The organism is Aeribacillus sp. FSL K6-2833 (assembly GCF_037965815.1).
Taxonomy (GTDB): Bacteria; Bacillota; Bacilli; order Bacillales; family Aeribacillaceae; genus Aeribacillus; species Aeribacillus composti.
This window is the reverse complement of sequence record NZ_CP150189.1, coordinates 698664-721928: the sequence shown is the minus strand read 5'-3', so window position 1 is coordinate 721928 and position 23265 is coordinate 698664. Positions and strand designations below refer to the sequence as shown.

25 protein-coding genes are annotated in these 23265 nt (G+C 40.2%); 7 read left to right on the top strand and 18 right to left on the bottom strand.

The annotated features are described in order from the left end of the window. Positions 1-17: 17 nt before the first annotated feature. The 10 genes from NSQ94_RS03600 to NSQ94_RS03555 form a co-directional block, all read right to left on the bottom strand. Positions 18-815: a fumarylacetoacetate hydrolase family protein gene (locus NSQ94_RS03600; RefSeq protein ID WP_144598167.1), complete on the bottom strand. Its 798-nt coding sequence runs from the start codon at positions 813-815 to the stop codon at positions 18-20. A 15-nt stretch (positions 816-830) separates the two neighbouring features. Further along, on the bottom strand, positions 831-1859 hold the full coding sequence (gene dmpG / locus NSQ94_RS03595) for a 4-hydroxy-2-oxovalerate aldolase (RefSeq protein WP_339230146.1): 1029 nt from the start codon (positions 1857-1859) through the stop codon (positions 831-833). A gap of 14 nt (positions 1860-1873) precedes the next feature. Continuing rightward, entirely contained in the window at positions 1874-2758 is an 885-nt protein-coding gene (locus NSQ94_RS03590) for an acetaldehyde dehydrogenase (acetylating) (protein WP_327856718.1), read from the bottom strand. 39 nt (positions 2759-2797) lie between these two features. After that, positions 2798-3586 (bottom strand): 2-keto-4-pentenoate hydratase, encoded by a 789-nt coding sequence (locus NSQ94_RS03585; protein WP_339230144.1) that lies wholly within the window; start codon positions 3584-3586, stop codon positions 2798-2800. A gap of 372 nt (positions 3587-3958) precedes the next feature. Continuing rightward, positions 3959-5884, bottom strand: a complete 1926-nt coding sequence (locus tag NSQ94_RS03580; RefSeq protein WP_339230142.1) for a XylR N-terminal domain-containing protein — start codon at positions 5882-5884, stop codon at positions 3959-3961. A gap of 11 nt (positions 5885-5895) precedes the next feature. Beyond that, a complete protein-coding gene (locus NSQ94_RS03575; protein ID WP_130157373.1) occupies positions 5896-6198 on the bottom strand; it encodes a 2Fe-2S iron-sulfur cluster binding domain-containing protein in 303 nt (100 codons plus the stop codon). A 171-nt stretch (positions 6199-6369) separates the two neighbouring features. Then, positions 6370-6855, bottom strand: coding sequence for a flavin reductase family protein (locus NSQ94_RS03570; protein ID WP_339230140.1), 486 nt, complete (start codon positions 6853-6855; stop codon positions 6370-6372). A 222-nt stretch (positions 6856-7077) separates the two neighbouring features. Then, positions 7078-8280: a flavin-dependent monooxygenase gene (locus NSQ94_RS03565; protein ID WP_327873251.1), complete on the bottom strand. Its 1203-nt coding sequence runs from the start codon at positions 8278-8280 to the stop codon at positions 7078-7080. Positions 8281-8502: 222 nt separating this feature from the next. Further along, the gene (locus NSQ94_RS03560) at positions 8503-8709 is read right to left on the bottom strand and encodes a 2-hydroxymuconate tautomerase family protein (RefSeq protein ID WP_063388368.1); all 207 of its coding nucleotides are present in this window, start codon (positions 8707-8709) and stop codon (positions 8503-8505) included. 36 nt (positions 8710-8745) lie between these two features. Beyond that, the gene (locus NSQ94_RS03555; protein ID WP_063388369.1) at positions 8746-9660 is read right to left on the bottom strand and encodes a catechol 2,3-dioxygenase; all 915 of its coding nucleotides are present in this window, start codon (positions 9658-9660) and stop codon (positions 8746-8748) included. Positions 9661-10043: 383 nt separating this feature from the next. Here NSQ94_RS03555 and NSQ94_RS03550 point away from each other — a divergent pair, with 383 nt between their 5' ends. Further along, on the top strand, positions 10044-10331 hold the full coding sequence (locus NSQ94_RS03550; protein ID WP_339230138.1) for a hypothetical protein: 288 nt from the start codon (positions 10044-10046) through the stop codon (positions 10329-10331). A gap of 48 nt (positions 10332-10379) precedes the next feature. Here NSQ94_RS03550 and NSQ94_RS03545 read toward each other — a convergent pair whose 3' ends face one another. The 3 genes from NSQ94_RS03545 to NSQ94_RS03535 form a co-directional block, all read right to left on the bottom strand. Beyond that, complete coding sequence (locus NSQ94_RS03545; protein ID WP_261308811.1) at positions 10380-11888, bottom strand: IS66 family transposase; 1509 nt, start codon at positions 11886-11888, stop codon at positions 10380-10382. A 133-nt stretch (positions 11889-12021) separates the two neighbouring features. Beyond that, positions 12022-12372: an IS66 family insertion sequence element accessory protein TnpB gene (tnpB, locus tag NSQ94_RS03540; RefSeq protein ID WP_339230705.1), complete on the bottom strand. Its 351-nt coding sequence runs from the start codon at positions 12370-12372 to the stop codon at positions 12022-12024. Beyond that, positions 12372-12698 carry a transposase gene (locus NSQ94_RS03535; RefSeq protein WP_066252076.1) on the bottom strand — a complete coding sequence of 109 codons (327 nt, stop codon included), beginning with the start codon at positions 12696-12698 and terminating at the stop codon, positions 12372-12374. Before NSQ94_RS03535 ends, tnpB begins: the two co-directional genes overlap by 1 nt. Before the next feature lie 152 nt (positions 12699-12850). Here NSQ94_RS03535 and NSQ94_RS03530 point away from each other — a divergent pair, with 152 nt between their 5' ends. The 3 genes from NSQ94_RS03530 (at position 12851) to NSQ94_RS03520 (ending at position 15085) form a co-directional block, all read left to right on the top strand. Beyond that, on the top strand, positions 12851-13411 hold the full coding sequence (locus NSQ94_RS03530; protein ID WP_339230136.1) for a S8 family serine peptidase: 561 nt from the start codon (positions 12851-12853) through the stop codon (positions 13409-13411). 315 nt (positions 13412-13726) lie between these two features. Next, positions 13727-14206 carry a YrvL family regulatory protein gene (locus NSQ94_RS03525; RefSeq protein WP_232515605.1) on the top strand — a complete coding sequence of 160 codons (480 nt, stop codon included), beginning with the start codon at positions 13727-13729 and terminating at the stop codon, positions 14204-14206. A gap of 324 nt (positions 14207-14530) precedes the next feature. Next, positions 14531-15085 carry a hypothetical protein gene (locus NSQ94_RS03520; protein ID WP_339230134.1) on the top strand — a complete coding sequence of 185 codons (555 nt, stop codon included), beginning with the start codon at positions 14531-14533 and terminating at the stop codon, positions 15083-15085. 160 nt (positions 15086-15245) lie between these two features. Here the strand turns inward: NSQ94_RS03520 and NSQ94_RS03515 are convergent, their stop codons facing one another. From NSQ94_RS03515 to NSQ94_RS03500, 4 genes are read right to left on the bottom strand one after another with little or no spacing between them, the layout of a single operon-like run. Beyond that, positions 15246-16601: an LLM class flavin-dependent oxidoreductase gene (locus tag NSQ94_RS03515; protein ID WP_339230132.1), complete on the bottom strand. Its 1356-nt coding sequence runs from the start codon at positions 16599-16601 to the stop codon at positions 15246-15248. A gap of 24 nt (positions 16602-16625) precedes the next feature. After that, entirely contained in the window at positions 16626-17447 is an 822-nt protein-coding gene (locus tag NSQ94_RS03510) for an ABC transporter permease (protein ID WP_339230130.1), read from the bottom strand. A 26-nt stretch (positions 17448-17473) separates the two neighbouring features. Further along, positions 17474-18301, bottom strand: a complete 828-nt coding sequence (locus tag NSQ94_RS03505; protein ID WP_339230128.1) for an ABC transporter ATP-binding protein — start codon at positions 18299-18301, stop codon at positions 17474-17476. A gap of 39 nt (positions 18302-18340) precedes the next feature. After that, positions 18341-19375, bottom strand: a complete 1035-nt coding sequence (locus NSQ94_RS03500) for an ABC transporter substrate-binding protein (protein WP_339230126.1) — start codon at positions 19373-19375, stop codon at positions 18341-18343. A gap of 621 nt (positions 19376-19996) precedes the next feature. On the opposite strand from NSQ94_RS03500, the gene NSQ94_RS03495 reads away from it, so the two are divergent. Then, positions 19997-20899, top strand: a complete 903-nt coding sequence (locus NSQ94_RS03495) for a TauD/TfdA family dioxygenase (RefSeq protein ID WP_186439284.1) — start codon at positions 19997-19999, stop codon at positions 20897-20899. A gap of 407 nt (positions 20900-21306) precedes the next feature. Here NSQ94_RS03495 and NSQ94_RS03490 read toward each other — a convergent pair whose 3' ends face one another. Continuing rightward, complete coding sequence (locus tag NSQ94_RS03490; RefSeq protein WP_130158717.1) at positions 21307-21627, bottom strand: MazG-like family protein; 321 nt, start codon at positions 21625-21627, stop codon at positions 21307-21309. Positions 21628-21852: 225 nt separating this feature from the next. Here NSQ94_RS03490 and NSQ94_RS03485 point away from each other — a divergent pair, with 225 nt between their 5' ends. Next, positions 21853-22437 carry a TetR/AcrR family transcriptional regulator gene (locus NSQ94_RS03485; protein ID WP_063388407.1) on the top strand — a complete coding sequence of 195 codons (585 nt, stop codon included), beginning with the start codon at positions 21853-21855 and terminating at the stop codon, positions 22435-22437. After that, the gene (locus tag NSQ94_RS03480) at positions 22434-22844 is read left to right on the top strand and encodes a DUF5367 family protein (RefSeq protein WP_339230124.1); all 411 of its coding nucleotides are present in this window, start codon (positions 22434-22436) and stop codon (positions 22842-22844) included. Before NSQ94_RS03485 ends, NSQ94_RS03480 begins: the two co-directional genes overlap by 4 nt. The last annotated feature ends 421 nt before the right edge of the window (positions 22845-23265 follow it).

Below are 23265 nucleotides of genomic sequence, written 5' to 3'. Positions count from 1 at the left end.
GCAAAGCATCCGCATTCTTATTCTTTTACACTAAACGAAACATCTCCGAGTTGATCTAATTGCCCGATTACTGTATCTCCAGCTGTTAGATTGATCGCCTCAGTGATGCCCCCAGTTAAAATCATGTCGCCCGCTTTTAATCTCTCTCCTTTGCGCGCCAGCATATTGGCCAAAGCAGCAGCAGAATTTGCCGGATGATTGAATACCGCTGCACCAGCTCCGCAAGCTTTTAATTCCCCATTTATATAAAGCGCTGCACCTATCAAATCTAAATCAATTTTTAACGTGTGGATTGGAGTCAATGTGCTCCCGATTACAACTCTTGACGATGAAGCGTTATCTGCGACAACATCCGGCAACGTAAACTTAAAATCTTTATAGCGGCTATCAATAATTTCTAAGGCCGGTGCGACATATTTTGTTGCCGACAGCACTTGTGTTCTCGTTACATTTGGGCCCTCTAAGTCCTCACCTAAAATAAAAGCAATCTCCACTTCTACCTTCGGATGTATAAATTCGCTCAAATGGACGACTCCGCCGCTTGGAACGAACATATAATCAAAAAGATATCCGTAAATCGGTTCTTTCACATTCATTTGCGTCATTTTCGCTTGACTTGTCAGCCCCATTTTCGAACCAATGATGCGATGACCGCTGTTTATTTTGATTTTGATGAGCTCCTTTTGTATCTTGTATGATTCCTCCACAGAAAGGTCCAAAATATCTTCTGTGATGCGAGTAATCTCCCTTTTTTCATATTCCGCTTCATTTAACAATTCAGCAAATTTTCGATAGTGACGAACTTTTACTGCCATTGCCCCAACACCTCCTTATGAAACTGGCGATTTTTCTCTCTTCTTCGCAATTTCTGTTGCTACGTCTACAATCATGTCTTCTTGACCGCCAACTACTTTGCGTTTGCCGAGTTCAACTAAAATATCGCGCGAGTCAATCCCTAATTTTTGGGCTATCCGCTTGGTGTGGAGCAGAAAGCTTGAATAAACACCGGCATATCCCAGCACAAGGCTGTCTCTTGTAATTTCTTGGGGAGCTGGAAGCATTGGCGCCACAATTTCTTCTGCAAGATCCATCATTTTATAAAGATCAATACCGGTTTCCTTTCCTAATCGATCCAACACAGCTACCAACACTTCCGTCTGGGTATTTCCTGCCCCTGCTCCCAAACATCGAACACTTCCATCAATGCGGGTCGCTCCTTCTTCGATGGCAACCAAGCTGTTCGCCATGGCCAGAGACAGGTTGTTATGGCCATGAAAGCCAATTTCCACTCCTACATGCTGCTTAAGGGCACGAATTCTATCCCTGACTTCATGCGGAAGAAGCGCTCCTGCTGAGTCAACGACATAAACGACATCCGCTCCGTAGCTTTCCATCAGCTTTGCTTGTTCTACCAGTTTTTCAACTGGCGCCATGTGGGCCATCATTAAAAATCCGACTGTTTCCATTCCAAGCTCTTTTGCCAGCCCAATGTGCTGGGCAGAAACGTCTGCTTCTGTTACATGAGTTGCAACCCGCGCCATCTTCGCCCCAAGCTCGGCAGCATGTTTTAAATCTTTCATCGTGCCGATTCCCGGCAGAAGCAAGACGGCGATCTTTGATTGCTTGCAAACCGACACGGCGGCCTCAATCAGCTCGAGCTCATTTGTGCGAGATAATCCATACTGCAAAGAAGAACCGGCCAATCCGTCTCCGTGTGCGACTTCGATGTATGGAACGTTCGCTTCATCTAAAGCTTTGGTGATTTTTGCGACTTGATCGACTGTGTATTGATGGGAAATGGCATGACTCCCGTCTCGCAAAGCTACTTCCGTAATTAATACATCACGTTTTTTTGCCATGCGGTTTTCCTCCTCTACGCCGTTTGTGCTGCTAATTGATGTTTTGCGAATTCTTCCGCAACCTTTACCGCAGCAGCCGTCATAATATCAAGATTTCCAGAATATTTCGGCAAATAATCGCCTGCTCCTTCTACTTCAAGGAAGACAGTGATTTTATTCCCATCAATGATTGGATCGGTACGTATCCGGTATCCCGGTACATACGATTGGACCGTTTCCACCATCTCTAAAATCGATTGAACAATGGCTTTTTCATTCATACTTGCTTCTTCTACTAGAGCATAAACAGTATTTCTCATAATAATAGGCGGCTCCGCCGGATTTAAAATGATGATGGCTTTTCCCTTTTTGGCTCCGCCAATTTTTTCAATGCCGCGTGCCGTCGTTTGTGTAAACTCATCAATGTTTGCCCTTGTTCCCGGTCCCGCACTTTTACTTGCAATGGTTGCGACAATTTCAGCATAATCAACTCGACTCACCCGATTAATTGCGTGGACAATCGGAATGGTCGCCTGGCCGCCGCATGTAATGAGATTCACGTTCCTTTCTTCGAGTTGTTCATGGAGATTTACAGCCGGAATGACGAGTGCTCCGACAGCTGCAGGAGTCAAGTCAAGAACCATCTTACCCGCTTCCTTTAACAGCTTTGCATGACGGATATGCGCTTTAGCTGATGTTGCATCAAAGACGATATCAGCAAGTTCCGGTTGCTCGAGGAACCCTTTGATTCCTGTGCTGATAACCGTATACCCTTTTTCTTTCGCACGGCGCAAACCATCTGATTCAGGATCAATCCCAATCATAGCTGTTAATTGCAAAATATTGGAACGTTCCAGCTTCAACATTAAATCTGTGCCGATATTTCCTGATCCAAGAATAGCGACGTTTACTTTAGTCATGAATATCACTCCGTTTCTATCACTCTTTTTTAACTGTTGCTAGCAAAAGCGAACGCTTACTTCGCCTAAATGAGCAAAACGGGCTTGAAAAAAATCGTCCGGCTCCGCATCGATGGCGGCGGAAAGAGCACCTGAAAGAATAATCTCTCCTGCATTAAGTGTTATTCCGTATTCAAATAGCTTATTGGCTAGCCAGGCTACACAGGTAGCTGGATTCCCCAAAGCTGCCGCCCCTGCTCCTGTGTTCATGACCTCTCCGTTTTTATATAACACCATTCCTATCCTTGATAAATCTAAAGAATCAATAGCCACTTGCTTGTCACCTAATACAAAAAAACCTGAAGAAGCATTGTCAGCAATCGTATCCTGCAATTTTATATTCCAATCGGCGATGCGGCTATCGACAATTTCTAAGGCTGAAGCGATATAATCTGTTGCTTGAAGTACATCCAGCTCTGTTACTCTTGGGCCGATTAAATCTTTCTTTAAAACAAAGGCGATCTCTGCTTCTACTTTTGGCTGGAGAACCTTTTCATAAGGAAGAGCTCCTCTATTTTCCACCTTCATTTCATCCAATAAATGACCATAGTCCGGTTCATTGACTCCTAACAGCTTTTGCATCGCCAAGGATGTTAATCCTATTTTTTTCCCTACGATTCGTTGTCCGGTGTTAGCTTTCCGTTGAATATTTACTAATTGAACTTGATATGCAGTCTCTACCGTGATTTCTTGATCGAGAGAAGTTAGCGGCTCAACAGCTTTCCTATTTTTTTCCGCTTCTATAAGGCAGTCAGCGAATTGAATCACTTTTTCATCAATAACCTGCATAATGGTATGCACCTCGTTTAGGTTTCTTCTACTTTTGCTAACGATTCGGATATCTGATTTTTCTATTCATGAAGACATATCATATGACAGCTTCTCTTTACATTCCTCTTGACTCGGCAAATCTTGCTGTTAATGGGTTGAAGAAATGTACAGGCATCCATTCGACAAAAATATAATCGTCTTGATTTAGAAAATACCGGCTGATTCCTAGAGAACCAAAAGCAGATGCTTGAAAGAATCATGTTTTTAGCAAGCTTAATATTTAATGATCCATTTATATCCGGAATTTCTCCAATATAGGCAGCTGCTGCAATTTCACGTGCCGTCCCAGTCTCCTTGACCATTTATTTAAAAAGAAAAGCTGTTCATCTTTCAGTCTCCAACAATCTCCTCTTTATCTAAATGCAAATCTAGGTCGATATTTAGTTCCCCCCAGTAGATGAGGAATCGAAGAGACAAAAACATCTGATAGCCTACGCTGGGAGAATTGATATCGATTTGCAAAATTTCATTTATCTTTTGCAGCCGATACCGCAAACCGCTTATAGAAAAATTCATAGCACGCGCTGTTTTATGAACATTGCTGCCGTTGCTCAAGTAATAATAAAGTGTTTTAGTGAATTCCATATTTCTGTTTTTATCTTCTTCAATTAACTTTCCTAATTTTTTATAAATGAACTTTTGAATCGGGTTTATATTTTTCATTTGGAAGATGATTCCTTCAATCCCTAAGGAATCAAAGAAAATAATCTTCTGATGACGGTTGGCGACCCTCAACGCTGACAGGCACTCTTCATACAGTTGAGATGCCTCTTCTATTGAACTGGTGTTTGAGCTGATTCCTACTTTAAATAAATATTGAGGATATTTATTGGAACAGTAATCAATTAATGATTTACAAAAGTTTTCCTTATTCATCTTGTTTTTTAACAACAGACATTCGGATAAAAGAATGATGACCTTTCCAGATTTTTGACCAAATAAAGCATTTAACCCTTGATTTTTCATAAATATGGAAATATCATTTATTAAATCATCGTTAAAGCCCATCTCTTCTTCAACTGATGGTTTTTGAAGCAAAGTATCGATTGCAATCATAAAGTACGGATCATTCAATTGAAAGCCTATATAATAGGCCCGCTTGGTCATTTCTTCAAAAGAAATTTGTTTAGATAAAATATCGTCCAAAAATTTTCCCTTAATCCGTTGCTCCGTATTAAAGCGAGTTCGCTCATTCAACAAATAAAGCGAACAAGCAAGCGCTCCATGTTGTATTATCAACTTATCCACTTCCTGCGGAGCTTTTTCTTCATAAAGAAAAGAGCAATACCCGACAATTTTTCGATCCAGATAGATCGGAGTAATCAGTCTTTTTTGTTTAGAGAAAGATTCTAAAAATAACGTTTGCTTTAAAGTTTTCAAATCTCTTAAGTATTTACTTTTTTGATGAATCCATTTTTTAAAGTTATCGGAAGCAAAAGAAGCATTTTGTTCTGGAAACCCCGCGAAAGCAATTAGATTGAAATTGACATCTTCTATGAGCACAGGTATCTTTGTGATTTGATGAAGAGCGTATGCAATCGAAGATAAGTCATTTTCCTTTAGAACCTCTTCCATCAGCTTTCGATGAACCTCGTACGCTTTACTAAGATTGTCTCTTTCTATTTTTAGCTTCTTAAACGTCTCATCAAGCTCGCCGATAATATTATCTGCCTTATAATATTTGAGCTCGCCATCTATTTCGCCATCCCATTCTTCAACAGTTCGACAGACAGCGTGGCAATATTCATGGCCCATTGCTTTGCATTTAACCTCTTTCGTTATGACTTTTTTGCCAAGAATAGTTGATAAATATCCGCTTGCATAGCCAACAAGTGTATGACAAACAGGCTCGTGAGCAAGCCCAAATCTTTGAAGATGTTCTTCAGCTTCATAAGAATTTTTCCAAATTGCTTCATGGTGCATCGTTCCATTGGAAAAGTCCACTTCTGCCACTAATACATCTACCTCTTCTAGATAGCCATGCAGCGTATGCATTCTCGGACCTACGAATAAAAGCTCCTTTTTGCTATCCCAGTCCATTTCTAACGCTTTTTGCGCATCTTTAACCCCGCAATGCCATCCATGACGCAGAAGGAACCCTTTCGTTCGCTCGATTCCCAACGTTTCTATCAGCTCGTGGCGCAGCATCCCCATGGCGGCTGTTGGAATCGTAACTATTCGCTCTTGTGGATCGCCTTGATTGGTAAGAGTAGAGATTTTATAAATTTTCGTTAAGTCCAGTTCATCAGCTTTCATGTTTTCACCACCTAAGAAGAGTGAGTGACTTTAGATAGATCAATAAGAATCTTCATATCGGTTTTTGGATACGTCTTGCATGCTAATGTATAATTCACCGCTCTTTCCGTGTCAGGCAACACTGCTTTGGAACTGGTACCTCTTTCAAATTCTCCTTCCTCCACTTTAATTTTGCACATTCCACACCCACCGCCTTTACAAGCATAAGGAATTTTAATGCCCTTTCTATTAGCCGCATCAAGCAAGCTTTCCCGATCATGGCATAGCAATTCGCGGTTTCCTTCGCCATCATCGATCACCTGCACCTTAAACATGATTTTCCCTCCCCTCCTGCTTCTTACGCTTAAATTCTGTTTCATAACCATTAAATTTCCGTCGTTTCTATGACTATACGATGGTTCGGTTCGTGAAAAAGAGAGCTACTCGATCACCCGTTGTTAACACTATGATAAAGAAATTGAGCTCCCCTCTTTTCAACGGAATCGTTAACTATGGACGCTTTCTTTTAGAGATTTTAATTCGCGGTATTTTCCTTGGAAAAATATTAACGGTTCAGCATCTTCCTGAAAATGAACATCTGTAACTTCTCCAATAAACAATGTATGATCTCCTGCTTCATATTCTGCAACCACATTGCATGTCAAGGAAGCGATCGCTCCTTTAATCACAGGCATACCGTTCAACCAATCAAATTCAGCTTCACGATTTTCCTTGATTTGTCCGGCAAATTGCATAGATATTTCCTTTTGATTTTCAGTCAAAAAGCTCACGGCATATGTTTTAGATTTTTTAATGCGGCCAAGCATCTTAGCTTTTTCACCAATCGAAATAAGCACTAATTTTGGATTTAACGATACGGACATAAATGCATTTGCAGTCATACCGTGTATACTCCCATCGATCTCCGTCGTTATAACTGTCACCCCTGTTGCAAATTTCCCCATTACGTTGCGAAACAAACGATCATCCATCGGTATCAGTATCCTTTCCTTTTTCGGTAGTTTTTTGTTAAAATTCCCCATAATTGAACCATAAATATTGTGCTGGACCCTCACAACTGTTAAGAATTGAATAACAACCCTCCAGCTGGTTTTATTGGTCCGAGCTTTATGCGAAGTTGAACTCCCTCTACCTAAAACATTTCACACTCATAAAGAGTGATTTTAACTCCAATTACACACTCTGCCGCTGCTTTACCAGACTGGATCACCCGGTAAACCAAATAATGTCCTTCCGTATGCAGCCATAGCGTCCTCCCACAGGGAGTTTGGATGAGCCGCCACAGCTAACAAATCTCGCGTGAACAGTTCGACCGGATCCCCTTTAAAGATCGAATTGCCTCCAAGTGTCAGCATTGTTCTCACAGCGATATTAGCTGACGTCTTTGCCACATATCCTCGCCATGCAAACAGTTGTTCTCTTTCCATATCGTTCATCACGGTCTTTCCTTCTTTTTGACAAGCCTCTAGCTGGCGAATATATTGTTCAACAATGCCCTCCATTGCATTTAATTCTGTTTTCATTTCAGCCAGTAACCGCTGACTGGCCGCAGAGTCCTTTTCCTTCGCACCGGCCTTGAAGACACGAATACGTTTCTCGGTGCGCTCTTGAAATAGTGACACCAGCCGTTCTGCCCCGCCCAAAGATACTAAAGGGAATCCCAGCAAGAAAAGCGGCATAAACGGTATACGATATACCGGATCATTCTCATCATAATCGCCCCCGACCGGTTTTCCATCAGCCATCACTCGACCAGCTGGAAGGATTCTATGCAATGGCACATAGGCGCCTTCGACAAGTACTCCATTGCTTCCAGAAGCACGGAGACCAATCGTATTCCAATTTTCTACGATTTTGACATCAGACTTGGGCAACGCCAACAGACAGTACTCTGGACCATTGCTGTCAGGCAGTTCCATCATGGCACCGAGAGCGATCCAATCACTATGGAGGACACCGCTGCAGAAGTTCCACTGCCCATAGAGACGGTAGCCTTCACCATCTTTCTCTACTCGGCCTACAGGGGCCACCACGTCAGCCAGCAATCCTCCTTGCCCAAAGATTTCTTCTCTGCCTTTTGGATCCAGATATGCAGCCCAAACTTCATGCATGGAGTAAAAGTATGTCAGCCAAGCACCGGCCACACTGTGGCGAGCCACTGTGCGGATAATCTCTCTATAAGTCCTTAAGTCTACTAAAAGCCCTCCGTACCGCTTGGGACGCAAAAGCTTGTGAAACTCTGCATCTTTAATGGCCTTAGCCACCCGATCAGAAAAACGGGCATTTCGATCAGCTTCGCTAGCTTCTTCCTCAGCAAGACGCCCTACCTCTTCTGCTTTGGCAAGAAGAGTAGCGATGTCCGGTTTATTCTCTAACAAAATTCTATTTTTTTCCATTCTAATTTTCCTCCCCCGACCTGTCATTTAAGGAGATTCAGCGTCTCCCTACATATCATTTAAGGTAAGGCAAACCGCTATTCGGTCTGCCTATTTCCATAAAAGATTAAAAATTTCTTGATAACGCTTACAAAATACACTTTTTAGTTTAAACACTGCGAAATCTGTTCCACACAGATATGAAAGAATCGTGAAAATTCTTTAAAAATACAAGAATTTCGATTATTTTCCTTTAGTTTGACTGAGTTTCTTTTGTGCTGATTCTCCGGAAATTCCCCAGTTTTCCGCAGGAAGCTCTTGAATCAGTACACGAATGGTGCTTAATGGCACATTTAAGGCATGGGCTGCTGCGTCCGATGTTTCTTTTATTAACGTCTCTTTTTGTTCTACTGTAAGACTTCCAAACAATTGAATTTGAATAATCGGCATGTTTTTATCCTCGCTTATGATCAGTTGTGCTTTTTCTTACGTCAATGCCTTGGCGAATGACTCCGTCAACTCTCTTCTGTGATAAAAAATTCCTTGACCGATTTTGTCTTCAGTCCATGTTATAGTTGGAAAATCAGGATAAGTAATGTAACCGCTCGCAAAAGCTTCATTGCGATTGCCTGAAGGATCAAAGAAATAAGTTGTTTGTCCTCGCGTAATGCCATGGCGTGTCGGTGTAACATCGAATTGGACATTATTTTTTGATAAAATATCTGCTGCCTTTAGCACATCATACCAATTGTCAACATAGAACGCGACATGGTGCATCTTCTTGTCCGGTCCTTTAATAAAGGCAACATCATGCGGTTTTCCATTTCTAGCATAAATAAAGCTCCCCACCATTTGTTCTCCATCTACTGTTGTAATTTTTTCACTAACGAACATATCCAGGACTTCAGTGAAAAATCTCGTTACAGTGTCTATATCATCTCCTGTTAATGCTAGGTGATCGAGACGATGCGGCGCAATTCCCCGCAGTCCATCCGGCCATGGGTGAGGATTCCAATCTCCTGTTTTCGTACCGACACGCTCGATTTTATGATACAATTCAACTTGGTGGCCTGTTGGAAGTTCAAAACGAATTGCTTCTCCTTCCGCAATTCTTGTTCCTTTTGAAACCCGTTTTAATGTACACCCGAATTGTTCAATCTTCTTTTCGTACTTGGCTAAATCTTCTTCGTTTTCTACTTTAAAAGCAATGTGATCAAGACCAGGAGAGTCAGCCTCCTGAAGAATAAGGCTATGATGATCGAATTCATCCCACGCCTTTAAATAAACTCTCCCTTCACTTCTTCTCATCTCTTCAAGACCAATTACATTTGTGTAATACTTGACTGATTCTTCAAGATCCATGACTCTTATTTCAGCCTTGCCAACCCGCATAATAGCCATTTCAACCACTCCTTATATTTGATTTAATTTATGGAATAATTTTAACAATTTTTATTTTCTGATTATACAAACAATTGTGCTGTTTTACCTTTAAATTCTTTGCCATTTTCGCAATAATGTACTAAATTTTCATGTGGAGCTTCGAGAAATACTGAAAAACATATACTTATATGGTAAGAACGAAATCATTGATGATATGTTTGATAAATCCCTGCTGCTTTCAGTTCCTAATCGAAATTAATAAAAACGAAAAATATAATCGAAGTTTAAATTTGTAAAATATATGAAAATATTGGAATTTTTTATAATAGTGTGATATACTACTGAATGTTTGGAAATTTTGAATTTGTATAAAGTGGGGTAGAAAAATAATTTAAAAGTATTTGTTTGTTCTTCCAAGTATTTTTTTCATATTAGTCTTATTTCCGGTTTATGGTTCTGCCGAATCAAACAATACTGTAGAAAAAAATAATTCTCTAGAAAATTACACATATTTATTAAAAAGTCCTAAACAGGCTAAAGAAGTTTTAGAAATTATGAAAAACCAATACCCGTCTTTGAATGTAACAGCAATCGAAGATATTGGATTAATATATGTAGAGAATTCTAAAAATATAGATGTAAATAAAATTGAAAATAAAATAATAGAATATATAGATGTACAAGGGTAAGCGTAAAGTAATCCCCACCTGTATTCAGATGGGGATTTCATGTATGCTTTATTTAGATTTTTTAGGAACACGGCATTCCTGCGGAAGCGTCGGTGACCATGGCAGGAATTCAGCTAATTTTGTTTTATCTGTCGTATCTATATTGGGAAGCTCTTGAAACAGATAGCTAAGGTAGTTGAATGGATCCAACTCGTTTTCCTTGGCTGTCTCCACAACACTATAGATGATCGCACTGGACCTTGCTCCTTTTGACGTATTACTGAAGAGCCAGTTTTTGCGACCGATCACAAAAGGTTTAATTGACCGTTCCCCGCGATTATTATCGATCTCCAAACGGCCGTCCTCTAAAAATGCCTCCAACCGCTCCCATTGGTTACGACAATACTTGATCGCTTTGCCAAGTGCGCTTTTTGGCAGTACGCGCGGCATTTGCTCTTTAAGCCATGACAAAAAAGCCTCAAGCACGGGTTTGCTGTGCTCCAGCCGTGCTTGATAGCGCTCCTCTGGACTTGCATCTTTAAGCTTGCGCTCAATTTCAAAAAGTTTATTGCAATAGGCCAGACCTTCCTTTGCTTTGACGGTGGAAGTGCTCGCCGATTCAGGCAGTGCCTGCAGGGCTTCTGTGAATTTGCGGCGGGCATGGGCCCAGCACCCGACCAATTTCACATCGGGGAGGACGTTATAACCCGCATACCCGTCCACATGCAAATATCCCCGGAAGCCGTCCAAAAAACGGCGTGGGTGCTTGCCTGCACGGGTTTGCTGGTAATCGTATAAGACGATTGGTGTATCCCCGCGACCGGTACGATAAAGCCATATGTAGGAAGTCGACATCGCTGGCCGGTCCGGTTCAGACAGGACCTGCAAGGTTGTCTCATCCGCATGCAGACGATCCTTCTGTAGGAGGTGCTCATGCATCTCATCGTAAATGAGGCTAAGCCAAGTTTGAGCCCCATAAATGGTCCAATTGGCCAGCGTTTGCCGAGGTATGGACACGCCAAAGCGTTCCAGTTGTTTCTCCTGGCGATACAGGGGCATACCTTCTACGTATTTTTGTGTCATGGTATAAGCCATTGACGACGGAGACGCTAGGCTTCCAGGGAAAACAGGTTCCGGCATCTTCGCTGTCACAATAGGTGTGTTCAGTTCATGACGCTCACAGTGACGGCAGCTATATACATGACGCACATGTTCGACTACTTTCACTTGGGCAGGAATAACTTTCAATTCCTTGCGTACTTCTGTGCTCATTTCATGCATAGCACCGCCACAGCACGAACAGACCTGTTCCTCATCAGACAAACGGTATTCGATCGTCTCTGTAGGCAGGTTTTCAAGCATGCGTTTGCGTTGGCCGTGTTGTTTCTTGCGTCTATATGTCATCGTCTCAACGGTGGGCTCTTCCATAGCTGGATCAGCCGTGGACTCGGCTTCGTTGAAAAGGGAGAGCTGGTCCGGATGGGTCTTCTCGCTGGAAGCTCCGAATAGGCGTTGCTGGCTGAGGCGGAATTGTTCCTCATACCATTTTAATTTCGCTTCCAACTCTTCCTTTTCCATTTGGAGCTTTTCGTTGAGCGCTTTGTAATATTCAATTGTGCCTTTTGAAGTCTGCGCTGATTTTTCCATATGTCCAGTATACGGAAAAGAATCCAACTTGCCTAGTATCGAATTCTTTTTTTATTTATTTGTTTTATAGAAGGATGCGTGCCTTCACTTCCTGATGCGCTTGCTTTTGTTCGATTGGCAAGCCGTCCAGCAGCCAGCGCAGCTGGCGTGAACTGATAGACATGGGCGCTGTATCATTCTCCGACGGCCAGTGGAACGTCCCTTTTTCCAGACGGCGATAATGAAGCCAGAAGCCGTTATGTTCCCATTGAAGAATCTTTAACTTGTCCCGTTTCCGGTTACAAAACACGAATAAGCACGGAGAAAAGGGATCGAGTTCAAAGCATTCCTGTACAATAGCGGCCAGTCCGTCAATCGATTTGCGAAGATCCGTACTGCCACGCGCCAGATAGACACGTTCAAACGGGGAATTCATCAACATTGGTGTTGCAGCACCCGAATCACATCGGTTAATAGATCCAGATTGGCACCGGGCCGTACTTCAACGGAGATCGCATCAACGTGTAAAAAGATCGGACCTTGACCTGAAGAGGGCAAGGCTTCTTCTACCTGAACAGCCAGCCACTGCGTCTGGACAGGCGTTTCAGTGCAACTGCCACCGCGGGAGAACTGCCTCACCCAATAGTACATTTGGTGGGTTTTGATTCCTTGATCCCGGCACCACTCCGCTATACTCTGTCCACTCTTTTTCCAGGCATCATATCGTGCTTTCCATTCTATTCTTTTTTCTTTTAGGGTCATTGCAAAACCTCCCGAATCATTCTAAGAAGATTATCACACGGATGACCTATGATCGGAATGTGGGTTTTATTTGACGCTTACTACAAGGGGAATTACCAGATCTCATTTCCCCTTACGAAGATGCCGTTACACCAAATAGAATTCTAAACGAAGTGAAGCAATTAACACTCGATGAGTTTAAAGAATCTAATCAATTTGACACTAATATCGAGTTTCCATCACTAAATTCTGAAACATTTACGCCTTTTAATTGGTATTTAAAAGATGTGAAAAGTGATTATAAGAATTTATCTATTGATACAGGAGAACATTCCACAATTGCTTTAATAGATAGTGGAGTAGATATAGAACACCCATTGATAAAAGAAAATATTGATTTAACATTAGCAAAAAATTATGTCACAAATGACATGGATATTACTGATGAATTAGGTCATGGCACAACTATTGCTGGGATAATGTCAAGTATTGCTCCAGATACAACAATTGTTCCTTACAAAGTTATTGGAAATGAGGTAGGGAAATCAGTATGGGTGATAGAAGCTATTATTGATGCAGCTAATAATGATAATGATGTGATCAACTTAAGCGTCGGTACTTATTTTATTAAGTCAGAAAAAGAAGATAAGTTACTGATTAAGGCATATAAAAAAGCTGTAAAATATGCAGAAAGTAAAGGGGCTTGGAATTCCTCAAGGATACACACTAACTAAAGGAACAAGTTATACCGTAGCACAAGTCAGTGCTAGGCAGCTCTTATTATTTCAGAGTATACAGAACGAACAGGTAATAAGCCTTCTGTTAATAAAGTGCTTAAATATCTAGAGAAGGGAAGTTCTGATATCGGTAAGCCTGGTAGAGACAATTATTTTGGAGAAGGAAAAGTGAATGCATATAGTTCCTTAATGATGATAAATAAATAAAATTAGAAAAGAGACTTTCTCAAGTTCTTTATATATATAAATCATTTTTACTAATAATTGGTAATGATAATTACCTGTTCTAATTTAAAATATTGAGAAAAATAATTGAAGGAGGCAGTTCATATCAATAAATTTAAAACTGTAGGTATCTCTATTTCTATCGTACTGATAATATTACTCTTTATTGCTTTTTTTGAATACATCATTTTAAGAATAATAGGTTTCCAATATAATTCATTATTGGATTTAGTATTGTTCTTTATTTTGTATTTATTCCTTGAAATACCTCTTGCTTTTATTACAGATGCAATACCAAAAGCTTTAAAATCTGTTGGCATACTTCAAACGAGTAAAGGATGGCTACCATTTATTTTGAATACAACTCTTACCTTTTTATTGATTGAAGTAATAGATAATTTTATGGCAAATATTGAAATCGAATGGCAAGGTTCACTCATATTTGCGATGGTTACTGGATTTATTGGTTGGAAATTAAGAAAAGATGAGGATGAACCACCAGATATTGATAGTGAGGAATTTAAAGAAATAGATAATAAATTTAAACCCAAAAAAATAAATCATTAAACATATGTGAATGCTTTATACAAATCTAGGTAACATAAAGCCAACTATGGGAAGTAATGAAAACCGCCAACCCCTTGATACGCAAGGAATTGGCGGTTTTCTGTTTTGACTCGTTTATGCAGGATTTTATACATCCTTGATGGATCAAGGGTTTTCCCCTTTTATGAAGCTCTAAATCTTGCATAAAAAAGGCGGATTTTATGCAGTCCTTCTCTCCCTTTTCCTCCTTACAGAACAGGTAAATGAATTATATCTGTCGAATGCTTCTAAAACGGATAGGAGAACGCTCTATATCCCGTCCCATCCCACTAGGAGGTTGAACGAATGAAATCGCAAGAACGAGCTTACAGTACCAAAGAAGTGAGCCATACCTTAGAAATTGGTGATAGTACATTACGAAAATGGTACCTAGCTTTGGAAAAGAACGGTTATACCTTCATCAAAAATGACCGAGCACAGCGATTATTTATTGAAAGCGACCTAGTCAAACTAAGACACTTCCAAACCATTGTTCAACAACACAACATGCAGTTAGAGAACGCCGCGATCGTTGTCGTTGACCGGTTTGGGAAAGGGGCGTTCGAAGAAGTAACGGGCCACGTTCCAGCTGAAAAACCAAACGAAAATCGTTCGTTCCCTCATTCGGATGATCACATTTCTAAATTATTAAAACACATCGAGCAGCAAGAAACATTCAATCAAGAATTATCCTTCCAAGCTAGAAATATTTCCATAGCCTCTCACTCCTCGTATACTAAGTTTCAGAAAGTTTTTTTTATCGAATTTCCAGTCCATGCAACAAAAATAGAGTATGAACTTTTCAATTTAAAACATTTATTAATTTCTAAATTATATAAAAAAGATAATTTATATAAATGAATCTTAGTCTAATTCCAATAAAGAAGCGGCCAGCTCTTACTTCTAAAATAAAAAGGATGCCCTAAAGTTTTACTTTTTGGGACACCCCTAACTAATTGACTCGACCATTAAACTGTCATTTTCGCATGACTATTTTTTTAGATGCAATATTTCCCTTCATCTACAGTGTCTCTCCTATTTTAGCAATTAAAGTATTTTCAGGACGTTTTAGCCCTAAATGTTCTCGTAAAGTATTGCCCTCATATTCCGTGCGGAACAATCCCCGTTTTTGCAGTTCAGGTATCACTAAGTCAACGAAGTCTTCAAGTCCTCCGGGCAAATATGGCGGCATAATATTGAAGCCATCAGCTGCCCCATTTTCAAACCATTCTTGCAGTTGATCGGCAATTTGTTCAGGTGTTCCCTTAATTTCTCTATGCCCTCGTGCTCCTGCTATCCGTTGATATAGCTTACGAATCGTTAATCCTTCACGCTCAGCAAGGTCTTTTAACAGCTTAAAACGGCTTTTCCCTCCATTTATTTGTTCCAAATGAGGCAAATCAGGCAAGGGACCGTCGACAGGATACCCTGATAAATCAACACTTAACATTCCAGATAAAAGAGCAACTCCTGCTTCTTCAGGAATAAGTTCTTCCAGCAGCTTCTTATTCTTCTCAGCTTCTTCTTCAGTACTTCCGATAACAGGAAAAACACCTGGCATAATCTTCAATTCATCTGGTGAACGCCCATATTTTTTCATTCTTCCTTTCACATCGGCATAAAAAGCTTGAGCCTCTTCAAGCGTCTGCCACGCTGTAAAAATAACCTCCGCGGTACGTGCGGCCAGCTCTTTTCCAGCTTCAGACGAACCTGCTTGGATCACAACTGGATGGCCTTGAACAGGACGGGAAACGTTTAAAGGTCCTTCTACAGAAAACCACTTTCCTTTATGATGAATGGCCTGTATTTTTGAGCCGTCCACAAATTGAGCCGATTCCTTATTAATCACTAAAGCGTCATCTTCCCAACTATCCCATAGCTTTTTCACTATATCTACAAATTCTTCAGCACGATCATAACGCTGTTCATGCGGAAGATGTTGCTCTAAGCTAAAGTTATGAGCTTCTGCTTCCGTATTGGATGTGACGACATTCCATGCTGCCCGGCCTTTGCTCAAATGATCAAGCGAGGCAAATCTTCGCGCTACATTAAAGGGTTCATTAAATGTGGTCGACACGGTAGCTGCAAGCCCAATGCGTTCGGTCACAGATGAAAGGGCTGATAACAGAGTAAATGGTTCAAAAAATGTATTCACTGTCTGCTCAAATGCCTTTTGATTGCCTGTTCTTACTGCATACGTGTCCGCCAGAAAGATCATATCGAACTTTCCTCGTTCAGCCGTCTGCGCAAGCCTTTTGATAAAATCAAAGTTCATGACATTATGAGCTTCTGCATCAGGATGCCGCCAAGCTGCGACATGATGCCCTGGGATCATGAAAAATGCACCTAATTTCATTTCGCGCTTATTTGCCGTCATTTTAATTTTCCCCTCTTTCCTTTATTATTGATTTGTCTTCCAAGCAGAGAACCGTTTTTCCAAAGATACTAAAATATAATTTAATACAAAGCCAAGTATGGCAATGGTAATAATACCGGCATACATTTCGGGAATTTGAAAATTCATTTGAGTATAATTAATTAAGTATCCTAATCCTTCTTTAGCCCCTACCATTTCAGCAGCAATTAATACGAGAATGGAAGCTGTTCCAGCCATACGTATTCCGGTAAAAATAGTCGGAATAGATGCAGGCAAAATGACTTGATAAAACAATTTATATGGCGGTAATCCCATTGATCTTGCCGATTTAATAAGTAACGGATCGACATTTCGAACGGCACTAATAGTATTTAGCAGAACAGGAAATGTACAAGCGAATAAGACAATCGCTACTTTCGATGTTTCACCAATGCCAAACACTAATATAAATACAGGCAATAACGCTAATGCAGCTGTGTTTCGGAATAATTCCAGCACCGGGTTTAACAAATCGCTAATGATCGGGTACCAGCCAATCAATAATCCGAGAGGAATAGCAATAAGCAGCGCAATTCCAAATCCAATAAATGAACGTACAATACTCGCTTGAAAGTGAGCCAATAATTCACCTGAGACAACTAATCCCCACCAGCCTTCAACTACTTTTGAAAAAGGCGGAAAGAACGTCGGATCGGTCACTCCAATGCGAGGCGCCACTTCCCAAAATAAAAGCAGCAGAATAATAACGGCTGTTTGCTTCACAAGTTTTTGAATCCAGTGAAAAGAAAAACGGATATGTTTTCTCGTTTCATATGTAGTTTGAATGGATTTGCTAACACTAGCCAATGTCATCACTCCTTTTATTAAATTTCCTAAGCTGAATGCTCTTTTTTATGATCATTTTGCGATTTACTGACCTCATCCCGAAGTAAATCCCAAATTTGATGGCGAGTCTTTACAAATTCCGGCGTGGAACGCGCATCGTCTTCCTTTGCTTGGGAATGAGCTGAGTTTGTAATAATTTGTTTTATCGTCCCCGGACGTGAAGTCATTACAGCGATACGCTGTCCTAAGTACACGGCTTCATCAATTCCATGAGTAATGAACACGATCGTCTTCTTTGTTTTTTCCCAGATACGAAGCAATTCGTTTTGCAATGTTTCGCGTGTTTGAGCATCCAAGGCCGCAAACGGTTCATCCATTAATAAAACGTCAGGGTCAAAAGCCAAACTTCTAGCAATAGCTACACGCTGCTTCATCCCGCCTGATAGTTCGTGGGGATAACGTTCTTCAAAGCCGGACAAGCCGACTATCTCCAAAAAATGACGGGCGATTTCCGAACGTTCCTTTTTTGGCACACCTTTCGCTTTTAAACCAAACTCAATATTTCCCTTAGCTGTTTTCCAAGGAAACAAGGCGTACTGTTGAAAGACAATTGCTCGATCTAAACCGGGGCCGTCGATTTGCTTCCCATCTATCAAAATTTTCCCAGATGTTGGTTGAGACAATCCGCCGAGAAGATCAAGCAAAGTTGATTTTCCGCATCCTGACGGCCCGACTAACGTTAGAAATTCTCCATTTTTAATGGAAAAATGAACGTTCCTCAATGCGGTAAACTCTTTAAAGCTTCCTTTTCCCTTTTCAACATCCCGAATTTTAAAAATTTTTGTGACATGGTCAAATTGAATTTTATCTGTCACCTGTTGAACACCTCCTAAACATTTTTGTTCAAGCTTCCTTTAGTAAGGGTTGAATTCATTTGTGTATAAGTCATCCAGCCCAATTTCGCCTTTTTTCAACTCACCGCTTTTTATTAGCCAATCGATCCACACTTGAAAATCTTTCTCCTGTATATAACCTCCTTTCGAGCCGATTCCTGTACTTTTCCAAAATTTAACTGTTTCACCATCTTCTTTTCGTTTTCTTTTTTCAATAATTGCTTCATAACGGGCAATGACTTCTTCTCTAGGGGTTGAACGCGCCCATTCAATTGCTTTCGCTGTTGCTTCAACGAATTTTCTCACAGTATTCGGATTTTCTTTAATGAATTTCTCAGTAAAAACATAACTGCCCGCATTAAAAGCACCAAACAAATCATAATCACTAAAGAGCTTCCGAATCCCGCCCCTTTCTAATGCCCGGTCTCGCAGCATTCCGCCTAACACAGCTACATCGATTTGTTTATTACGCAATGCTTGTTCTGCATTGACTGGCGGAATCACCACTATCGTTACTTTTTTAATTTCTTCCTCTGTTAATCCATTTTGACGCAAGTATTCTTTTAACACGAATTCATGGTGTGCACCGAGAGTATTCATCCCGACTTTTTTGCCAATTAAATCTCGCGCCTCTCTAATCGGACTATCCTCTAATGTATAAAACCCACTGAAAGTATCTTCATCGCTGCCGTAATAACTGATCACGGCTTTAATCGGGGCGCCGCTGGCTTTTAATTTAATAATTGCTCCATTAAATGCACCGCCAAAATGAATTTCCCCTGTTGCAGCTGTTTGGATATCCTGTGGTCCACTCGTTGTATTTCCAACCCATTCAAGTTTGATTGGATCTAAATAACCTAAATCTTCCGCCAATTCCGGGAAAGTGACTTGTCCAGGATATCCTTGATAGCGCAGTGTCAGCGTCTCATATTTGCCATCACCTCCGGCTTTGCCTTCTTTTTCAGCAACTGTTTTGTTCTGGCAGCCAGCAGATAAAACAACTGTCCCTACTAACAATAAAATTCCTATCACTCTGCAATTCTTCAACAACTTCATCTTACTCCTCCCTTTTGATTTCAATTGAATAGGAAGAGGTGACTAACCCCCGACCTCTCACACAACCGTACGTACCGTTCGGTATACGGCAGTTCAATTAAGTCCATGCCAGCCCGCATAAAAAAGGCCTTTACATTTTCTGTAAAGACCTCCAGTGTACTGGTCGGCATATTCATCTATTAAAAAAATACCGGAGACATTTTGCAGCAATGTCTCCGGTTGACCGGTGGGAACAATCAATTAACCGATATTTCCTATTGAATTAGTATACATTAGTTATCCTTAATGTTACTGAGCAAATGAAAAATAGTCAAGCTAAAATTTACTGTAAAATATTAATTTTTATAAAAAATTTTTAAAATTTAATATTGACATTTTTTTCTTGTGAATCTAATATTTTTACTAAACCGATATGAATTTATTGGGTTTACAACTGGAATAAAAAGCTGACCAGCCATCTGGAAGCCGGAGCTCATCTGCTCTGGCTTTCTTGCTTATTATCGGTTTATTAAAATGGCTCACTCAACGAGCAAGGAGGTGGGGCTTCTATTAAGTGCCGATGAAATTTTGAGAAAGATGAATATTCCGTAGAATCATAAACTTTCTTGAGGAGGCGATCCTATGACTGATGTCAAACAAGTACAAAATGAATCAGAGATTATTGTCAAACCAGTTGCCGGACGAATTGGCGCTGAAATATCAGGCATCAAACTTTCCGATGAACTAGATGCTGAAACAATTCAATTTATTCGCGAAGCGATCTTAAAGTACAAGGTAGTTTTCTTCCGAAATCAGCATCATCTAGATGATGCGGGGCAGGAAGCCTTTGCACAGCTGCTTGGCAATCCTGTTGTTCATCCAACTGTTCCAGCAAAAGACGGCTCCAATTATATTTTTGAGCTAGACTCTGATCGTGGCGACCGGGCCAATTCATGGCATACAGATGTTACATTTGTAGATGCATTTCCGAAATTCTCCATTTTACGGGGGGTTGTGATCCCTGAAGCAGGAGGGGATACTGTTTGGGCGAACACAGCTGCTGCCTATGAAACTCTGCCAACAGAACTGCGGAATCTTGCTGATCAATTGTGGGCAATCCATACAAATGCCTATGATTATGCAGCACTGCGATATAATATATCTCCTGAAGCAAAAAAGCACTATGACGAAGTATTCACTTCCACTTTATATGAAACCGAGCACCCCGTTGTCCATATACATCCTGAAACCGGTGAACGCAATCTTTTACTTGGTCATTTTGTCAAAAAATTTGTCGGACTTTCCACCTTCGATTCAGCCCAATTGTTCACTGTCCTGCAGCAGCATATTATACAATTAGAAAATACAGTTCGCTGGAAATGGAGTGCAGGAGATGTTGTGATTTGGGATAACCGTGCAACCCAGCATTATGCAATAAATGACTATGGCGACGAACAAAGAGTTGTGAGAAGAATTACAATTGCAGGAGATGTTCCTGTTAGTATAGACGGCCGCCGCAGCATTACACGAAAAATAGAAAAATAGTCCCATCAGGATTTTTCTAACCAATAATTTATAAAAGCCTTTCAGTTAAAAAGTTAAACTTCAAAAATTTTTATAACCAAATAAAAACGGCATCTCCCTTATGTAATATCAAGCTATATAAGATCGGAACCGTTTTACGCAGAATCGTCATCCTCTGATGCGAACACTGCCTTTTATCTAATAACCTTGGAATCGTTTTTATCGCTAATGACTTTTGAAAATTGGGCATCCCCCCTATTGCCCGGAAAAGAAAGTTTATTTGCAATTGGTCGACCATAAAAAGAAATGGATTTCACAATCTATTCAACAATCGTTTGCGGCATCAAAGAATACGGAAGAATCCGTTCACCACGTGGAACAGCGATGCCGCAATTTTACCTTATTACGGAATTTTTAAGACATAAAACTTAAACAGTAGAATAACGATCTAACAGCTTCTTTTTATGTGAATGAAATACTTCTTCCAAAGGAATATTGTATTTGTTTGCAATCACTATGATGTTTCCTAACACATCTCCCAGCTCTTCGATTAATGCCTGTTTATTTTCCTCAACTGAACCTGTTGATTCGTCTGGCCTGTCTCTGCCAATTTCAAGCGCTCTTATAGCTCGGGCAACTTCCCCCGTTTCTTCGGCTAAAAATCCAATGCGGACAAAAATATCTAATTCAGCCCAGCCCCTGCTGTCATAATACTCCTTCACCCATTTTTGAAACTCATTGATATCCATTTTGTTCACCTGCCCTTTCTCTCTTAAAAGAGTCAACATGAAAACTCTTTTCTTGTCAATATTCAAATTAGAGAATTCAAATGACTTTTGAAAAGATGGTAATTATGACCATTTTATATTGTGGTACTGTCAAGAATTTTGTATAATCTAAAATGAATCAGTGAATAAACGGTAAATTTTTTTGAGTTAAATTAGTTATATGAATAACTAATAAGGAGTGATCATATGGCAAAGCCGAATGTTATTAGTAAAAATGAATTAATTCGTTCCGCGAAAAAGTGTTTAGTCAAAAACGGAATTGAAAAGTTCACATTGAGGGCAGTCGCCGAAACGGCAGGGGTTACGCAGGGGACTGTTTATTATCATTTTCGAACTAAAGAACAATTATTATTGGATATTGTAAAAGATATTTGCGACAGTTCTTGGGACGAATTATCGAAAAGTGACGGCAACATCATTAAACAAGCGATTGAGACAGCGAAAAGCCGTTGTTCTCATGATTCTTTTTTTCATAAATTGTTCTTAACGCTCGTCGTTTCAGGTTTTCATAATGATAAAATCAGGGAACAGCTTGAGGGGATTATTTTACAAGAAAATAAAGCTCTAGCGGAAAATTTATTAAAAATATGGCCTTCATCACCAATTAAAGGAATTTCGCTTGACACATGGGCGATCATTTTAAACGCTGTTGTAGACGGAATCGCCTTACAGGCTCTATTGTCAAAAAATTTTCCGGTAGAGAAAACATACGCAGAACTTGAGAAATTATTTATAGCATTGAGCGGCTTACAAGAGGTGGAGAACAAATGAAAGGATATTTGTACACAGCATGCTGGAGCGTTTTTGTTTGGTTTTTTGCCACAATGTTTTTTGTTATGTTTGGGGACAGCGTTCTTTTCAGACCGGGTACAGCGGAGTTTGCTGTCAGCCTCTCTTTGCTAATAGCTGGAACAGGGGTGTTATTGGCAGGAGCCACGTATTTATATGTATTGTTTGACAAAGCCGAAAGTGCACCGCTGAAATTTGGATTCATCGGCACGATCGTTGGTTTAATTTTAGATACTTTTTCTTTATCCAACCACCAGCTGATTTTTCCTAAGCTTGATGAGCCGCAGGTTATCGCTTTTGCAGCATGGATGTCTTTTGCCTACGCATTGTATTTATTAATACCTGCCATAATAAATGAATTAATGAAAAAGAAGCTCAAAACCGAATGAATTAAAATGCAATCACAAAAAACGGGGGTGCTAATAAGTCGTTTTTACGGCTTATTGACGCCCCCATTAATGTTTTAGAAACGTTGATATATCGGTGTTTATGATTTTTTGTTTTCAATGGTGATTTGACTTTCTAAGACAGCCCCTTTAGGGCATTGTATGACTGTTCGAATTTAAAGGGATTTCGCCTTATCAAAACGTAAGTCTTTTCTTTTCCTTATTTAAATAATCCATGCTGCCGCCTGCCTAATAACCGAATCAAAATTTAGAAGAAAGCAAGATAGATGTTGAGGACGTCTTTCTCATTAAAAAGAATTTCAAAATGTCCTTTTACGCTATTTATAAGCTGCCGTCTACCTGATAAAGCCCCGAAGAACCTTTTATTTTAACTTATACGTTTGGATCATCAATTTTATCATTG

Bases quoted from the DNA above. Each gene is read 5' to 3' on its own strand.
- NSQ94_RS03565 (WP_327873251.1), bottom strand. From the start codon at position 8,280: ATGGAAAAAAATAGAATTTTGTTAGAGAATAAACCGGACATCGCTACT.
- NSQ94_RS03535 (WP_066252076.1), bottom strand. From the start codon at position 12,698: ATGACCCTAAAAGAAAAAAGAATAGAATGGAAAGCACGATATGATGCC.
- NSQ94_RS03575 (WP_130157373.1), bottom strand. From the start codon at position 6,198: ATGTTTAAGGTGCAGGTGATCGATGATGGCGAAGGAAACCGCGAATTG.
- NSQ94_RS03580 (WP_339230142.1), bottom strand. From the start codon at position 5,884: ATGAAAGCTGATGAACTGGACTTAACGAAAATTTATAAAATCTCTACT.
- NSQ94_RS03545 (WP_261308811.1), bottom strand. From the start codon at position 11,888: ATGGAAAAGGAAGAGTTGGAAGCGAAATTAAAATGGTATGAGGAACAA.
- NSQ94_RS03490 (WP_130158717.1), bottom strand. From the start codon at position 21,627: ATGGATATCAATGAGTTTCAAAAATGGGTGAAGGAGTATTATGACAGC.
- NSQ94_RS03570 (WP_339230140.1), bottom strand. From the start codon at position 6,855: ATGGATGATCGTTTGTTTCGCAACGTAATGGGGAAATTTGCAACAGGG.
- NSQ94_RS03555 (WP_063388369.1), bottom strand. From the start codon at position 9,660: ATGGCTATTATGCGGGTTGGCAAGGCTGAAATAAGAGTCATGGATCTT.
- NSQ94_RS03560 (WP_063388368.1), bottom strand. From the start codon at position 8,709: ATGCCGATTATTCAAATTCAATTGTTTGGAAGTCTTACAGTAGAACAA.
- NSQ94_RS03480 (WP_339230124.1), top strand. From the start codon at position 22,434: ATGAAAGGATATTTGTACACAGCATGCTGGAGCGTTTTTGTTTGGTTT.
- NSQ94_RS03500 (WP_339230126.1), bottom strand. From the start codon at position 19,375: ATGAAGTTGTTGAAGAATTGCAGAGTGATAGGAATTTTATTGTTAGTA.
- NSQ94_RS03585 (WP_339230144.1), bottom strand. From the start codon at position 3,586: ATGCAGGTTATTGATGAAAAAGTGATTCAATTCGCTGACTGCCTTATA.
- NSQ94_RS03590 (WP_327856718.1), bottom strand. From the start codon at position 2,758: ATGACTAAAGTAAACGTCGCTATTCTTGGATCAGGAAATATCGGCACA.
- tnpB (WP_339230705.1), bottom strand. From the start codon at position 12,372: ATGAATTCCCCGTTTGAACGTGTCTATCTGGCGCGTGGCAGTACGGAT.
- NSQ94_RS03520 (WP_339230134.1), top strand. From the start codon at position 14,531: ATGAAATCGCAAGAACGAGCTTACAGTACCAAAGAAGTGAGCCATACC.
- NSQ94_RS03600 (WP_144598167.1), bottom strand. From the start codon at position 815: ATGGCAGTAAAAGTTCGTCACTATCGAAAATTTGCTGAATTGTTAAAT.
- NSQ94_RS03495 (WP_186439284.1), top strand. From the start codon at position 19,997: ATGACTGATGTCAAACAAGTACAAAATGAATCAGAGATTATTGTCAAA.
- NSQ94_RS03515 (WP_339230132.1), bottom strand. From the start codon at position 16,601: ATGACGGCAAATAAGCGCGAAATGAAATTAGGTGCATTTTTCATGATC.
- dmpG (WP_339230146.1), bottom strand. From the start codon at position 1,859: ATGGCAAAAAAACGTGATGTATTAATTACGGAAGTAGCTTTGCGAGAC.
- NSQ94_RS03485 (WP_063388407.1), top strand. From the start codon at position 21,853: ATGGCAAAGCCGAATGTTATTAGTAAAAATGAATTAATTCGTTCCGCG.